Origin of the sequence: Streptomyces camelliae, from assembly GCF_027625935.1 — a bacterium.
Lineage (GTDB): Bacteria > Actinomycetota > Actinomycetes > Streptomycetales > Streptomycetaceae > Streptomyces > Streptomyces camelliae.
In genome coordinates, this window is sequence record NZ_CP115300.1 from 8,874,624 (window position 1) to 8,890,695 (window position 16,072).

The 16,072-nt window shown below is 74.3% G+C and carries 9 protein-coding genes; 1 reads left to right on the top strand and 8 read right to left on the bottom strand.

Translation table 11 applies throughout. The annotated features are described in order from the left end of the window. Nucleotides 1–231: 231 nt before the first annotated feature. Nucleotides 232–1,305: a helix-turn-helix transcriptional regulator gene (locus tag O1G22_RS40825; protein WP_270085930.1), complete on the top strand. Its 1,074-nt coding sequence runs from the start codon at nt 232–234 to the stop codon at nt 1,303–1,305. Between the two features lie 5 nt (nt 1,306–1,310). On the opposite strand, the gene O1G22_RS40830 is transcribed toward O1G22_RS40825, so the two are convergent. Genes O1G22_RS40830 through O1G22_RS40865 form a run of 8 tightly spaced genes read right to left on the bottom strand, consistent with a single transcriptional unit; the run spans nt 1,311 to nt 16,069 of the window. Beyond that, nucleotides 1,311–2,570 carry an MFS transporter gene (locus O1G22_RS40830; protein ID WP_270085931.1) on the bottom strand — a complete coding sequence of 420 codons (1,260 nt, stop codon included), beginning with the start codon at nt 2,568–2,570 and terminating at the stop codon, nt 1,311–1,313. 2 nt (nt 2,571–2,572) lie between these two features. Further along, on the bottom strand, nt 2,573–3,643 hold the full coding sequence (gene ltaE / locus O1G22_RS40835) for a low-specificity L-threonine aldolase (protein ID WP_270085932.1): 1,071 nt from the start codon (nt 3,641–3,643) through the stop codon (nt 2,573–2,575). Continuing rightward, nucleotides 3,640–5,115 carry an argininosuccinate lyase gene (argH, locus tag O1G22_RS40840; protein WP_270085933.1) on the bottom strand — a complete coding sequence of 492 codons (1,476 nt, stop codon included), beginning with the start codon at nt 5,113–5,115 and terminating at the stop codon, nt 3,640–3,642. Before argH ends, ltaE begins: the two co-directional genes overlap by 4 nt. After that, entirely contained in the window at nt 5,112–6,344 is a 1,233-nt protein-coding gene (locus O1G22_RS40845) for an ATP-grasp domain-containing protein (RefSeq protein WP_270085934.1), read from the bottom strand. Before O1G22_RS40845 ends, argH begins: the two co-directional genes overlap by 4 nt. Then, nucleotides 6,341–7,408, bottom strand: coding sequence for a cysteine synthase family protein (locus O1G22_RS40850; protein WP_270085935.1), 1,068 nt, complete (start codon nt 7,406–7,408; stop codon nt 6,341–6,343). The genes O1G22_RS40845 and O1G22_RS40850 overlap by 4 nt, the downstream gene beginning before the upstream one ends. A gap of 11 nt (nt 7,409–7,419) precedes the next feature. Further along, entirely contained in the window at nt 7,420–8,349 is a 930-nt protein-coding gene (locus O1G22_RS40855; RefSeq protein WP_270085936.1) for a GHMP family kinase ATP-binding protein, read from the bottom strand. Nucleotides 8,350–8,390: 41 nt separating this feature from the next. Beyond that, nucleotides 8,391–12,827, bottom strand: a complete 4,437-nt coding sequence (locus O1G22_RS40860) for an amino acid adenylation domain-containing protein (protein ID WP_270085937.1) — start codon at nt 12,825–12,827, stop codon at nt 8,391–8,393. After that, nucleotides 12,824–16,069 (bottom strand): non-ribosomal peptide synthetase, encoded by a 3,246-nt coding sequence (locus O1G22_RS40865; RefSeq protein WP_270085938.1) that lies wholly within the window; start codon nt 16,067–16,069, stop codon nt 12,824–12,826. The genes O1G22_RS40860 and O1G22_RS40865 overlap by 4 nt, the downstream gene beginning before the upstream one ends. Between the last annotated feature and the right edge of the window lie 3 nt (nt 16,070–16,072).

Consider the following 16,072-nt stretch of genomic DNA (forward strand, 5'->3'; position numbering starts at 1 on the left):
TGGCACGCCTTGCCCGAACAGGCCATGCTCCAGTCGCTGTTGACACACATTCAGGAACTTTGCGGCCGAATTATCCGTAAAGGCGGAATTTACTCTCCTGTCAAGAAAACGACAGACAGGGCACTGGAGGGAGCCTTGGAGATTGTGTAGTTTGACCTGACAACTCGGGGGGACGAAAGCACCATCAGGCACACCCGGCCCTGCGGGCCGTCGAGCAACTTACGGAGCACCATGAGTGCGGACACATTCGACGAGCCCTTTCTCGACGAGTACGCGATCGAGCTCTATGGGTGGATTCTGGACAACAGACGTGCCGATCTCGGCAGAGCCGCCCGAGACCTCGGGATCAGCCGGGAGCAGGCGGCGACCGCCTTCAAACGGCTGGTGCGGCTGCGGGTGGTGCGCGTCGACCCGGAGGACGAGGCGGTGGCCTGGGCGGTCGATCCGGACGCGGCCGCGGTCCTGCGCACCCGGCCCCTGCACGAGACCATCCGGCGTGAACAGGCTCAACTCGACCGCTTGCTGCACGACTTCGACCTGCTGCGGAACCGGTTCTTACGCGCCCGCGGCGATGAGAGCTGCACCCTGGAGGTCATCCCCAGCCTCGAAGAGGTACGGGCGGCGCTGAACCGTGCCGCCGCCGAGTGCCGCGAGGAGATGGTCACCATGCAGCCCGGCGGGAACCGCCAGCCGGAGGCGCTGGAGGAGGCGATGGCCCGCGACCACGCCCTGCTGTCCAGAGGCGTACGGATGCGCACGGTGTACCACCACACCTCCCGCTTCAACGGCCCCAGCCAGGTGTACGTCGCCCGGGCCGCCGAGCTCGGCGCGGAATACCGTACCGTCCACGACCTCGTGGGTCGGATGATCATCTTTGATGGTCACCGGCTCGCCTTCATCCCGCTGTGCGACGACGGCAACGGCGCCGTCGCCATCCGCGAGGCCTCCGTCGTCGCCTTTCTCCACCACGTCTTCGAACACGTCTGGGCGCATGCCACGCCGTTCCATCCCGCGGCCCCGGAGCACCTGGGGGAGGTCGCCAAGGAGGTCGACCAGACGATCGTGCGGCTGCTGGCCGCCGGCCTCAAGGACGAGACGATCGCGCGCAGGGTCGGCATGTCCCTGCGCACCACCCGGCGGCACATCGCCGACATCATGCGGCTGCTCGGAGCCGAGAGCCGATTCCAGGCCGGTATCCTCGTCGGCCGCTCGCTCGCATGCTGGGGCCTGGACGACGCGGCCGGGCTGCCCGAGCCGCAGGGGCCCTGCGCGCACGACATGGTGCTGCGCCTGCCCGGGGGATGAGCCCCTCACGCCTCGGCGCGTTCGAAGTCCCGCAGATTCCGCAGGGGTGAGCACAGCACCCACAACACGGCCAGGCAGCTGCCCGTCGCCGCGATCCACAACGTGCCCCGGCTGCCGAGGAGTTCACCCAGCACCCCGCCCGTCAGCGTGCCGAGGGTGAGGGCGCCGAAGGCCACGAAACGGACGGTGGCGTTGACCCGGGCGAGCATGTGCTCGGGGCAGACGGCCTGCCGGTAGCTGACCTGGGCGATGTTGTAGACGACGGTGCCGTAGCCGGTCACGAACAGGCCGAGCACGGCCGGGGTCAGGCGGGCGCCCGGCCCCGCGAGCGGGACCAGGAGCAGCGCGGGGAAGGTCGTGAGCGGGACCAGCCATACGGCCCGCGCCTGTCCCACGGCGCGGATCAGCCGGCCGGCCGTGGCGGCGGCGAGGACACCGCCCAGGCCGAGCACGCTCAGCAGCAGACCCACGGCCGCGTCGGACAGGCCCAGGGTGCGGGTCAGGAAGAGGACGTTGACCGCGCTGAGGACCCCGCTGAAGAGGTTGGCGGTGGCCGTGCAGCAGGTGATGGCCCGCAGGGCCGCGGTGCGGGCCACGTAGCCGAGGCCCTCGCGTACCTGGCCGGCCACGGAGCCCCGCGAGGCCTCCTCCGGCGGGAGCGGGTCGGGCTCACGCACCCGGCGCAGCAGGGCGGCGGCGAGAACATAGCCGCCCGCCGTGCCGAGGACGGGGGCCGCGGCCCCGGTGAGCTGAGTCAGGGTGCCGCCGATGCCCGGGCCGGTGATCTGCGCCAGCGACTGGCTGGACTGGAGTCGGGCGTTGCCTTCGAGGAGTCGGCCGCGGGCGACGAGGGCGGGCAGATGGGACTGGTGGGCGATGTCGAACAGGACCGCGCAGACGCCCGCCAGCAGGGCCACGACGATGAGGTGGACCGTGGTCAGCACGCCGAGCCACCAGGCCGCCGGGACCGTGGCCAGCAGCAGTGCCCGGGCCACGGCGGTCCGGCGCATCAGCAGGCGCTGCCGGGTGCGGGCGACCCAGACACCGGCCGGGAGACCGATGAGCAGATACCCGGCCGTCTCCGCGGCGCCCAGCACCCCCATCTCCAGCGGTGTCGCCGCCAGTGTCGTCGCGGCCACCAGCGGAAGGACGGTGTTGCCGACATAGGTGCCGAACTGGCTGACCGTGTCCGCCGCCCAGAACAGCCGGAAACCCCGGTGGGCGAGCAGGGACGCCGGACGCGGTGCGGTGACGGACCGGGCCACGCTCACCGCCCGGCCGCGGGGGCGCTGGACAGCACCTCGGCGAGGACCGTGACGGCGCGGTCGACGTCACCGGCCGTGACACCGGAGTGGGTGACCGCGCGGATGCGGTCCCGGCCCAGTTCGGCCATGCGCACACCCCGCGCGTGGGCGGCGTCGATGAGCGAGGCGGTGGTGTGGGCGGTGGCGTCCCGGTCGACCGAGAAGAAGACCATGTTGGTGCGCGGCGGCTCCGGATCGAGCCGCAGACCCGGGAGTTCGGCCAGCCCCGCCGCGAGCCGGGCGGCGTGCGCGTGGTCGTCGGCGAGACGGTCGACCATCTCGTTCAGCGCGATGATCCCGCAGGCGGCGATCATGCCGGCCTGCCGCATGCCGCCGCCGAGCATCTTGCGGATGCGGCGGGCCGTGGCGATGGACCGGGCGTCGCCCGCCAGCATCGACCCGATCGGCGCGGACAGCCCCTTGGACAGGCAGAACTGGACGGTGTCGGCATGCGCGGCGAGGTCGGCGGCCGGCACACCCAGAGCGAGGGCCGCGTTGAAGATGCGGGCGCCGTCCAGGTGCAGGGCGATCCCCTGGGCGCGGGCCACCGCCGCGGCCTCGGCCAGGTAGGCGGGCGGGAGCGGGATGCCGCCCCTGCGGTTCTGCGGCGTCTCGATGCTCAGGACCGACGGCAGCGCGAACTGCGGGTCGTCGGCGTCGACTTCACAGGCCTCGACGACGGCGTCCAGCGGCAGGGTGCCGTCGGCCGCGGTCGGGATCGGTTCGTACACGACACCGCCGAGCACCGCGGCGCCGCCCGCCTCGTAGACGTAGATGTCGGACTCGGCGCCGACGATGGCCTTGCCGCCGCGCGGACTGTGGGTCAGCAGGGCCGCGAGGTTGGCCATGGTGCCGCTGGGCATCAGGCAGGCCGCCTCCTTGCCGAGCAGCTTGGCCGACAGCTCTTCGAGTTCGGTGACGGTCGGATCCTCGCCGTAGACGTCGTCGCCCAGACGGGCCTCGGCGGCGGCCCGGAGCATACGGGGCGTGGGCAACGTGAAGGTGTCGCTGCGCAGTTCGACGACGTGGTTCATGCGGCGCTCCCGGAGATCAGGGTAGTGACAGCGGTGGTCAGGGTCTTGTCGGCGGCCGACCAGCGGTCGCGGCGCGCGCCGGCCACGGTGCGCAGGGCCGCGAGGCGGGCCGTGGCGTCGTCGGCGGCGGCGAGCACGGCGGCCGGGCCGGGGCCGCCGCCGGCCGTGGCGGACGCCGCGACGGAGGCGGGGTCGAGGCCGGCGAGGAGCCTGGCCGGGTGACCGGTCAGCCGCTCGGCGGCGACCTCCTCGAAGGGGCGGCCGGTCTCCGCGGCCTCGCGGCTGATGTCACCGACGTCATGATGGGCGGTGCGGAACGGTACGCCCGCGACGACCAGGCGTTCGGCGAGCGCGGTGGCGCTGGTCTGGCCGTCGGTCGCCCGCCGCAGCATGCGCTCGGCGCGGGGCTCGGCGCCCTCGACGATGAGCCGGAGCAGGACCACGGCGTCGGTGGTGGCCTCCAGGGCCGGCCAGATGTGCCCGGTGGCCTCGGTGCCGACCGCGATGGCGTTGGTGAAGCGGGCGGTGGACATGGCCGCCGTGGCGGCGGTCAGCGCGCCGAGCGCGGCGACGGCCTTCCCCTGGATGTTCTCCAGCAGGAACGGGTTGCGTTTCTGCGGCATCATCGAGCTGCTTCCGACGAGATCGTCGGGCAGGTGCAGCAGGCCGTTCTCGGCGCTGGTCCACGACTGCAGGTCGTGGGCGACCCGGGTGAGCAGGACGCCCAGCACGGTGCAGCCGGCGAGCAGCCGCAGCACCAGGTCGCGGGAGGCGACCGCATGCAGGGAGTTGGGCAACGGGGCCGTGAAACCGAGGAATTCGGTGGTCCGGTACGGATCGATCGGCAGCGAGGTGCCGCCGACCGCGCCCGCGCCGAGCGGGTTCTCGTCCAGCTCCCGTCCGGCGTGCTCCAGTTGGTCGAGGTCGCGGACGAGCGCGGCGGCGACTCCGGCGAGGTAGTGGCCGTAGGTGATGGGCACGGCCGGCTGGTGGTGGGTGTAGGCGGGCATCACGGTGGTGTGCCATCGGCGGGCCTGGGCGGTCAGAGCGCTGCCGAGGGCATCGCACTCGGTGAGCAACCGGTCGTAGGGGCCGCGCAGTTGCAGGCGCAGGACGGTCGCGTTGAGGTCGTTGCGGGAGCGTCCGCTGTGCAGCACTCCGCCGGTCCCGGCGCCCAACTGCTCGACCAGGTAGCCCTCGTAGGCGAGATAGCGGCCGCGCGGAGCCGGGCGGCGGCGCAGCGGCGCGAAACCGGTGGCGCGCAGCTCCTCGATGCCGGCGAGCAGCCGGGCGGCCGTCTCGCGGCCCACGATGCCCTGTTCGGTGAGCATCACGACGTGCGCGCGGTCGACCTGGCTGGTGGGCCGCAGTTCGGCGGCCACCGGGTCTTCGGGAGCGCGCAGGTGCCGTTCGAAGAGGATCTCTGCGGCGGCGGGGGCGACCGACGTGGTCAGCCGGCCGGTGGCGGTCATACGGTGGTCTCCTCGTCGGGGTGGGGCCGCAGCGCGGTGCGCAGCCGGGCCAGGGCGGTCTCGGCGGCGCGGGTCGCGTCCTCGGCGGTCGGGGCGGTGGCCGTGACGTGCGCGACACGGTCGCGGTAGTCGTGGTGCGGGACGAGCCGGACCCCGAGGCGGCCGGTGAGCGTGGTGCCGGTGACGTGGGGCAGGCCCCCGGTGTCCGGGAGGACGCCGAGTTCCGACGGGGCGTCGACGACCAGGAAGCGCAGCGAGGAATGGTGGGAGCTACGGGGTTCCAGGTCGACCGGGCGGCCGAGCGCCGCCGTCACCTGCGCCCGTACGAGATCGACTCCGGTGGCCGCTCGGATCAGTTCGGGGATCATGCCGCCCGCCAGCCGGGCGTTGACCTCGATCAGCACGGGCCCGTCCGGGCCCAGCCGCAGCTCCACATGGGCGGCGCCGAAGCCGAGACCGAGCGCCTTCACGGCTTGCACGGCGGTGGCGGTGAGCGCGTCGGCCTGGGCCGCCGGGACGGGCGCGGGGACGTCGTGCCCGGTCTCCACGAAGTGCGGGGCCGCGCCCAGGTGCTTGGCGACCACGGCCACCGCCCGCTGCCCGAACACCTCCACCGAGAACTCCGGCCCGGCCACGTACTGTTCGACGAGGAAGTCGCGGGCCACCGGCATGCCGCGCTCGTTGTGGGTGCGTGCCTGCAGCCGTGCCGCGTGCTCGGCCGCCTCCTGCCGGGTCGTGCACAGCCGTACGCCCATGCTGCCCGAGCCGTCCGTGGGCTTGAGCACCACCGGCAGACCGATCCGGTCCACCGCGGACAGGGCCTCCTCCGGACCGGACACCAGGGCGTGGGCGGCCACCGGCACGCCGCCCGCGACGAGATCTGCGCGCTGGCTGCCCTTGTGCCGGACCCGTCGCACGGCCTGCGGGTCGGGACCGGGCAGGCTCAGGGCGTGCGCCGCGGCGGCGGCGACGGGCACGAAGTAGTCGGAGCTGGTGGTCAGGCCGGCCGGGACCGCGCCGGGCACCGCGCGCACCGCGGCGAGGACGGCGTTCAGGCTGCCGGTGTCCGTCCGCACCACCGGGATGTCGTCCTCGCGCGCGTAGGCGTAGCGGTCCGGGTCCTCGGCCAACAGGACGGGCAGCGCGCCCAGTTCACGGGCCCGGCGGGCGAACAGCCGGCCCGTGCCGGTGGTGTTGCTCTCCACCAGCACCAGGGTGGGCGGCGTCATGGGGTCTCCCTCGGGGTAGCGGGCGCGGCGGGCCGGAGGACGTCGTCGAGGCTGCGGCGGCCCCACGCCATGCGCGCCCAGCCGCCGAGGGCGTCGTCGGGGCAGCCGACCGTGCGCGGCTCGGTGCAGACCTCCTGGTCGAGGACCCCCTGCTCGCGCAGCCAGTCGTCCTGGTACACCGAGTCCTGGTAGCGGTGGCCCTCGTCGGGCAGTAGCGCCACCACTTGCTCGTCGGGGTGGCGTTCGGCGTACCAGCGGGCGACCAGGAAGGCGGCGCCGCTGGTCGGCCCCATGTACAGGGCGTGCCGCGCGTGCAGGTCACGGGTGGCGCGGAACACCTCGGCGGCGCCCGCCCAGTGCACCTCGTCGTAGGCGGTGTGGCGGACGTTGGGCGGGACGAGGCTGTTGCCGAGGCCGCGCACCGCGCGCGGCCCGTCGGGCTGGCCGAAGATCGTGCTGGGCGAGGTGTCCACGCCGATGAGGCGCAGACCCGGCGCGAGCAGCCGCAGGAACGACGCCGTACCGCCGGTCGAGCCGCCGGAGCCGACCGGACCGACGAGGCAGTCCACCGGGCCGACGGCCTCGGCGATCTGCTCCGCGACCACCGCGTAGGCGTTGGGATTGTCGGGGTTGTGGTACTGCCCCGGCACATAGTGGCGCGGGTACTGGGCGCGCAGTTGCTCCAGCCGGTCGAGGCGGGCCTGCTGGAAACCGCCCTCGGGGCTGGGCTCGTGACAGATCTCGACCTGGGTGCCCAGCTCCTGCAGCCGGCGGCGCAGCACCGGGTCGATGGCCGGGTCCCCGACGATCACCAGTGGGTAGCCGCGCAGCCGGCACACCATCGCCAGACCCAGCGCGAAGGTGCCGGACGAGGTCTCCAGGACGGTGGTGCCCGGGCCCAGTTCGCCGCGCTGCTCGGCGCGGTCGAGCATGAACCGGGCCGGCAGCAGCTTCATCAGCGTGAAGGCGGCCCCGCACAGGTTGGGGCCGAGGCGCACGAGCCGCGGCAGTTCGGTGGCCTCCACGATGGAGGCGCTGGGCGTGGGCAAAGACAGCGAAGGCATGGTCTCCCTCCTCATCCGTCGATGGTGAAGTGCCAGGTGTCCTCGATGCCGAGGGCGGCGAGCCGGGTGCGGGCCTTGTCGGTCCGCGCTTCGGCGTCCGGCCGGCGCGGGTCGAAGAGCAGTCCGGCGACATCGCCGCTGTGGGCGACCTGGAGGCCCGCCGCGCCCACCTCCCCGGCGACACGCAGGAGTTCGTCCAGGCCCGGCACGGGCAGGTGCCGCTGGTTGAGCCGGGCACTGGCGGTGGCGACCCGTCCCAGCAGAGCCACGTCACCGGTGCGCACCGCACGGCGGGCCATGCCGAGCAGCGGGCGGAACGCCTCGATCTCCCACACGGTGTAGCGGGCGGGCGGCAGCTCCAGGGTGTCGACCCCCGCGCCGTCCCGGCTGGTGCCGAAGCCGAGCACGGCCAGCGGCATCAGCCCGCCGCCCAGATCCTCCAGGCTCTCGCCCTGCCGGTGGGCGAAGAGCACCGCCCGGTGCGGGTACATCAGTGCGTCGGAGGCGGTCTCGGCGGCCACCGCGAGGGCGGCGCTCTGGGCGGGACCGGGGTCCCGGCCGGCGGCCCGGAACACGGCGCCGATCGCGGCCAGGACATCGGCCGTGGACGAACCGAAGCCACGGCCGAGCGGGATGTCGCTGGTCACCCGCAGCAGCCCGCCGGTCCACGGGCCGCCCAGGGTGCGCAGCGCCAGCTCGGCGGCACGGCCGGCCTTGGTGCGCCACGGCTCCCGCACCGTGACCCCGTCGGTCGTCGTCGACGGTTCGAAGAGGGCCTGCGAGCTGTACAGCGGGCAGGGCAGGGTGATCAGTCCGCGGCGCAGCCGCCCGCCGGCCTCGAACACGCCCTGGAGGATCTCTCCGTGGTGGGCGATGCTGCGGTAGGTGCCCCGGACGTGGACCGCCGTCCCGGCGAGGGCTGTGGACGTGTTGAGTGGCATGGCTTCCTCAGGGGTGATGCGGCGCGGAGCCGGTGGGGCCGTCACGAGGTGGTGAGCAGGCGCGGGGCGGGGTGCCCGGCCGGGTCGAAGGGAAGCGCGGACAGCGTGATGAACCGGGCCGGGATCTGGTAGTCGGGCAGCCGCTCGGCGAGGAACTCCACGAGTTCCTCCGTGTCCGGCGTCCCGGCTCCGGCGGACGGCACGAGGTAGGCGTGCAGTTCGCCGCCGGCGGGCAGCACGGCCGCCTCGGCGATCCGGCCGTGGGCGGTCAGCCGGGCGCGGGTCTCGTACGGCGCGACCCGGAAGCCGGCCACGGTCGGCCAGGCACCGGCCGGCCCGAGCACCTCGTACGCCCCGCCCGCAGTGCGCCGGGCCCGGAATCCGGTGGGCCGGGGCGGTCCCGACTCGGCGTGCGCGAGGCGCAGCTCGCCGGGGATGCCGGGTGGCAGCACCTGGCCGTGCCCGTCCACGACGGCGGCGACGACGCCGGGAGCCGGCACACCGACCGCCACCAGCACCTCGGCATCCTCCTCGGCCGGGGCCCGGTACACGCGGCACAGCGCCAGGGGCAGACCGGGCGTGCCGAACCCGACGGCCGTCCGTACCGCGCCTGCCGCCTCCCGCAGCGCCACCGGGTCCGCGTCCGGCCCGAGGACGAGCAGCGCCTCGGTGCCGTGGGCGAGCGCGGGACGGTGGTGGGCCAGCAGGGCGTTGGCCATGCCGTCGGGCAGCAGCAGCGCGGACAGCGGCTCGTCGAGCCCGGCGAGCAGGGCGGCCAGCGCGGCGGGCGTGTCCGTGGGCCGGTCCGGCAGTACGAGGGTGCCGCCGCGCGCCAGAGTGGTCCACAGCTCGACCGGGAACAGCGGTCCGGACGGGGAGGCGGCCTGCAGCACACGGTCCGCCCGCATCCCGAGCGAGTCGAGCGCGCCGAGTGCGCAGGAGAGGGCCGCGCAGGTCACCTCACCGCCGTCGGTCAGGGCCACGACGTCGCCGCGGCCGCCGCGGTCCGCCCGGACCGCGCCCCGCTCGCCCAGTGCGGAACCGGTCAGCACGATCTCGTCCGGCCCCGCCTCACCCTCGGATCCCAGTACCCGGCACGGCACCCCGGCCCGCGCCGCCGCGAGCACCGCCGCCACCAGGTCGGCCCCCGGGGCCAGGCGCAGCGCCACCGGCCGCCCGGGACCGGCGCCCTTGGCGGCCAGTACCGACGTCAACCGGTAGGCGCGGGCGCCTAGTTCGCCGTAGCCGACGGATCCGGTGGGTGTCCGGACGGCCACCGCGTCCGGGCGTGCGGCGATGTGCCGCTCCACCAGATCCAGGACAGTGGGGCCCAGCATCCCGGCCGTGACGGGCTCGACGGGCTCCGCGCCGGTCAGCGGCAGCCGTGACACCGGGACGTCGGGGTCGCGCAGGGCCGCGCGCAGCAGGTCACGGTAGGCCTTGGTCATCCGCCGCATCGTGGCCGCGTCGAACAGGTCGGTGGCGTACTCCCACAGGATGGTGATCGACTCGTCCTCGGCGCTCGGCGCGAGGCCCACCCGCTGCTCGGCGCGCGGGATGACCACCACGTTGAGGTCGGCCTTGGCGGAGCCGTTGTGCTCCACGACCACCTCGCCGCGCAGCCCGCCGAAGTCCAGGTCGGGCACTGCGGAGTCGTGGAAGCTGAACATCGCGGAGAACAGCGGGTTGCGGGACAGGTCGCGGACCGGCGCGAGCGCTTTGACCAGCCGCTGGAGCGGCACGTCCTGCCAGGCGTAGGCGGTCACCGCGGTCCGGTGCACCCGGTCGAGCAGCTGCCGGAAGGTCGGGTCGCCGTCGAGGCGGGCGCGCAGCGGGACGGTGTTCACCATCATCCCGATCAGCCGCTCGGCCGCCGCCAGCCGCCGGTTGGCGGTGCCCACACCCACCACGAAGTCGTCCTGGCCGGTGTACCGGGACAGCAGGGCGGTGAACCCGGTCAGCATGACGGAGTACAGGGTGACACCGTGCTCCCGGGCCCGGGAACGCAGGGCGGCGTACTCCTCGGGGGTGAGGACGAGCCGTACGACGTCGCCGCGGAAGGTGAACTCCGGCGGCCGGGGCCGGTCGGTGGGCAGCTCCAGCGCGGTGGGCGCGCCGGCCAGGGCGTCGGTCCAGTGGTCGAGGCAGCGCCGCAGCACGGGCCCGTCGAGCCAGTCGCGCTGCCAGGCGGCGAGATCGGCGAACTGGAACCGCGGCTCGTCCGGCAGTTCACGGGCGTCGGCGAACGCCTCGTACAGCGTGGTCAGTTCGTCGACGAACACGGCGAACGACCAGCCGTCGTGCACCAGATGGTGCTCCACGTGCAGCAGCCGGTGTGCGTCGGGAGCCGTGCGCGCCACCACCCAGCGCACCAGCGGCGGGGTGTCCAGGGAGAACGGCCGGGCCTTCTCCCGATCGGTCAACTCCCGCCAGGCAGCCTCGCGTTCGCTTGCCGGCAGACCCGACAGGTCGACCAGCGGCACGTCGAACTCGATGTCGTCCATGGCCACGGGAACCTGCGCGGGCACACCGTCGATCTCGCGGAAGGCGGTGCGGAAGATCTCGTGGCGGCGCAGCAGTTCGCCCAGGGCCGCGCGCAGGGCGGCCAGGTCCAGTTCTCCGGTCAGGTGCAGGGCGGCCTGGACGCGGTAGGCGGGGTTCTGCGGTGAGAGCTGTTCCAGGTACCAGATGCGTTCCTGGGGGTAGGACAGGGGCAGCGGCCGGGTGCGGTCGGCGGGCCGCAGCGGGGGCGGCGCGGGGGCCGAGTCGTCGGCCGGTACGACGGTGCCGTCCACGAGCGCCCCGATCGCCTCGGCCGTCGGGCTGCGGTAGATCTCCGGCAGCGGCATCTCGACGCCGAGCTCGTCGCGGATCCGGGCGGCGAGCCGGCCCACCAGCAAGGAGTGGCCGCCCAGCCGGAAGAAGTCGTCCCGGGCTCCGACGGCGGCGCCGCCGAGCAGATCGGACATGAAGCCGACCAGCGCCCGCTCGGTGGGCGTCCCGGCCTCGGCACGGTCCGCGTCCAGGCCCGCACTGGCCCGGTCGGGCCGGGGCAGCGCCTCGCGGTCCACCTTGCCGCTCGGGGTGAGGGGCAGCGCCGGCAGGACGACGACGGCGGACGGCACCATGTGCGCGGGCAGCGTCCGCGCACACCAGTCGCGCAGCTCCGGTACGGCGGTGCCGGCGGGGGCGGCGGCGTAGCCGACGAGGATCCCGTCGCGCAGGACGACCACCGCGTCCGTCACCGCCGGATGGGCGCGCAGGGCCTCGGCGATCTCGCCGGGCTCGATACGGAAGCCGCGGACCTTGATCTGGTGGTCGGCGCGGCCGGCGTACGCGTAGCGGCCGTCGGGAAGCAGGCGGGCGAGGTCGCCGGTGCGGTAGGCGCGCCCGCCGCCCTCGGCGGGGACGAACCGCTCGGCGGTCAGGCCGGGCCGGCCGTGGTAGCCGCGGGTCACCCCGGCCCCGGCGACGACGAGCTCCCCGACCTCGCCGTCCGGTACCGGCAGCCCGTCGGCGTCCAGCAGGGCCAGGCGCACCCCGGGGATCGGCAGTCCGATGTCGGGCGTGCCGGTGCCGAGGACGTCACCGGAGGTGGCGCAGATGGAGGTCTCGGTCGGCCCGTAGGCGTTGATCATCCGCCGGCCGCGGCCCCAGCGGGCGGCCACCTCGGCGGGCAGCGCCTCTCCCGCGCACACCAGGGTGCGCAGCGCGGGCAGTTCGGCGTCCGGCAGGGCGGCGGCCACGGAGGGCGGCAGCACGGCGACGCTGACCTCGCGGCCGGCCATCAGCCGCACCAGGCCGGGTCCGGGTACGACACTGTCCGGGCCGGCGAGGACGAGGGCGGCGCCCGCCGTCAGCGCGATGCCGGTCTCGCACACGGAGGCGTCGAAGCTGGACGGCGCGAACTGCAGGACCCGGTCGGCCGCGGTGACCCCCCACTCGTCGCGCATGCCGGCCACCGTGGCGGCGACGGTGCCGTGTTCGACGAGCACACCCTTGGGACGGCCGGTGGAGCCGGAGGTGTAGATGACGTAGGCGAGATCGGTGCGGCCCCGGCGCGGGAGTTCCCCGCAGGGGGTGCCCTCGGCCGGTGCCTCGGGGTCGAGCAGGCGGGTTCCGGACGGCAGCCGTCCGGCAGACGCGCCGTCGGCGATCACCAGCCCGGCGCCGGAGTCGCGCAGCATGTACTCCAGCCGGTCCTGGGGGTAGGCGGGGTCGAGCGGCACCCAGGCGCCGCCCGCCCGCATCACCGCGAGCAGGGCGACCGCGAGCGCCGGACCACGGCGGACACAGACGCCGACCAGGTGGTCCCGGCCGATCCCGGCACCCAGCAGCCGGTGCGCCAACTCGGCCGAGCGACGCTCCAGTTCGGCATAGGTGACGGTGCCGTCGGCGTGGACGAGGGCCGGCGCGTCGGGAGTGCGGGCCGCATGGGTCAGGAAAGCCTCGTGCAGCAGGGGGAGGGGTGCCTTCATCGCGTGATACCTCGCTCGGGGTGCGTGGTGCTGGGGGCGGTGGCCGGCCCGGCGAGCAGGCGGTGGGCCTCCTCCTCGGGCATGGCCTCGATCTCGGCGAGGATCAGCTCGTGCACCCGCTCCGCCGTGGCGGCGACGGTCGGGCACTCGAAGATCACGCTGAGCGGGAGGTGGGTGTCGAACGCGCGGCGCATCCGGTTGACGGCACGGGTGGCGAGCAGCGAGTGACCGCCGAGCGCGAAGAAGTCGTCCAGGACACCCACCCGGGGCACGCCGAGAGCCTCGGCCCAGATGCCGGCGATGACGCGTTCGGTCTCGTCGCGGGGCTCGACGTGGTCCGTGTCGTCCCAGTCGGCCGGGTCCGGTTCGGGCAGCGCGGCCGGGCTGAGCTTGCCGCTGGCCGAGCGGGGCAGGGCGGGCAGGACGGTGACGGTCGACGGTACGGCGTATCCGGGCAGCCGGGCCAGCAGGTGCTCGCGCAGCTGCCGTACCGTGACCGCGACGCCCCCGAAGGCGACGTACGCGGCCAGCCGCAGGTCGCCGGAGGGGGCACGGCGGGCCACCACCGCCGCGTCGGCGACCGCCGGATGCTCCCGCAACGCGGCCTCCACCTCGCCGAGTTCGACCCGCACCCCGCGCACCTTGACCTGGCGGTCCAGCCGCTCCAGATACGCGAAGGTGCCGTCGGCGCGCATCCGCCCGCGGTCGCCGGTGCGGTAGAGGCGTTCGCCGGCCCGGTAGGGGTGGGGGATGAAGGCGGCGGCGGTCTTGGCGGGGTCACCGAGGTAGCCGCGGGCCAGACCGGTACCGGCGATGCACAGTTCGCCGGGGACACCGGGCGGCAGTGGCTGCAGCCGGTGGTCGAGGACGAGGACCTCGTTGTTGTCCATGGGCCGGCCGAGGCTGACCGCGCCGGTGCCCTCGGCGTCCTCCGGACCGCAGACGCGGTAGGTGGAGTCGATGGACACCTCCGTGGCGCCCCAGGTGTTGTCCAGGCTCACCGCGTCGCCGAACGCCTCGCGGAAGCGGCGCACCAGGGCCGGACGCAGCGCCTCGCCACTGGACAGCACACTGCGCAGGTGTCCGCGCAGGGCGGCGACGTCCTCGGCGGTCAGCTCCTCCAGGAAGAGGTCGAGGACGCTGGGCACGAACTGCACGTGCACCGCGCGGTGGCGGACAGCGGCGTCGGCGATGGCGCGCGGGTCGCGGTGCAGGCCGGGCGGCAGCAGGGCGACGGTGCCGCCGGTCATCAGCGGCCACAGGATCTCCACCGCCGCGTCGTCGAACGGCAGGGTCGTCTTGTGCAGCACGGTTTCACCGGCCTTGAGGCCGTGCCGGCGCTGCATCCATTCCATGCGGTTCACCCAGCCGCGATGGGTGCAGGCCACGCCCTTGGGACGGCCGGTGGAGCCGGAGGTGTAGTACACCGCGCACAGCTGGTCGGGGTGCGCCGGCACCGCAAGCGGCTCGGCCGTGGCGTCCTGATCCACCGTCAGCGGGATGACGCCGGTCCCGGCGAAGGTGTGTACCAGATCGGTCTCGACCAGGCACACCGGCGCCCGGGAGTCGGCGAGCAGGGTGGCGATGCGGGCGGCGGGGGTGCCGGTCTCGATCGGCAGGTAGGCGCCGCCCGCCTTGAGGATGCCCAGCAGGCCGACGACCATCCGGACCGACCGGTCGACCAGCAGGCCCACCGGCACGTCCTGGCCGACACCGTGCCCGGCCAGCCGCCGGGCCACCGCGTTCGCGGCCGCTTCCAGCCGGGCGTACGTGACGGTCGTACCGGCGTCGTCGACCAGGGCCACGGCGTGCGGGGTGCGGGCGGCCTGCGCGGCGACGAGCTCGTGCAGACAGGCGTTGGGGACGTCGGCGGCCGGGCGCGGCGACAGGGCGCGCAGACCGTTCCGCTCGTCCTCGGTGAGCAGCGCAATGTCGTCGATCCGGCGGTCGGGATCCTCGGCGACGTGCCGCAGCAGCCGCTCCAGCCAGTCGGCCAGCCGGTCGACCGTGCTCTCGTCGTAGAGGTCGGTGTCCCAGTTGATCCCGCACCACAGCCCGTCCGGCACCTGCTCGAAGCTGACGCACAGGTCGTACTTGGCGCCCTCGTACGGCATCGGCAGCTCGGTCACCTCAAGACCGGGCAGCTCGGGAGCGCGGCGGCGGCCGCTGCGGAAGTTGACCAGGATCTGGAAGAGGGGCGTGCGCGACGGGTCGCGTTCGGGGGCGAGCTCGCCGACCAGCCGGTCGAAAGGGACCTCCGCGTGGTCGTAGGCGTCCAGCGCCACATCGCGGATCTGCTCAAGGAGTTGACGGAATGTCAGCCCGGGAGCGAGGTCGCCGCGCAGGGGCAGCATGTTGATCAGGACGCCGATCAGCCGCTCGGTGGCGGGGTCGTCGCGGCGGGCGTAGGTGGTGCCCGTGGTGACGTCGGTCCGGCCGGTGTAGCGGTACAGGACGGCCTGGCAGGCCGCAGTGAGCAGCATCGGCGGGGTCGCGCCGTGGGACCGGCCGAGCGCGCCGAGCCGGCCGGCCACGGCGGGCGGCAGCACGAAGGCGGTACGTCCGGCGCCGCGCCCGGCGCGCACGGGCGGGCGGGGCCGGTCGCCCGGAATCTCGAACGGGGTGAAGTCGTCGAAGACCTTCCGCCAGTGCTCCAGGCCCGCCGGTACGGCCTCGGCGTCGGCGCGGGCGTCCAGCGCGGCGGCCACCGTACGGTACTGCTCAACGGGCGCTTCGAGCGGGGACGGCTTTCCTGCCGCGAACGCCGCGTAGTCCACGGCGAGTTCGTCGTAGAGCACGGCCAGGGACCAGTCGTCGGCAGCGACATGATGAACCGTCAGAGCCAGAGTGTGGTCCTCGGGTGCGCTGCGTACCAGCAGGGCACGCAGGGGCAGTTCGGTGGCGAGGTCGATCGGCGCGGTCGCCTCCTGCGCCAGCAGGGCGTCGAGGACGGCGGTGCCGGCCGCGTCGGCCTCGCGCAGGACGAAGTCCTCCGGCGGCCGGACCAGCCCGGCGGGCGTCTCACCCCGGGCGACGACGCAGGTGCGCAGCACCTCGTGGCGGGCCACCAGCCCGGTCAGCGCCCGGCGCAGCGCGGCCACGTCGAGCGGGCCGGTCAGCCGCAGCCTGAGCGGGATCAGATAGTCCGAGGGGTGGCTGCTGATCTGGTCCACGAACCAGGTGCGTTCCTGGTCGCGGCTCAGCGGAACCTGGACCCCGGTGGGGTCGGGGGAGGTGGACATGCT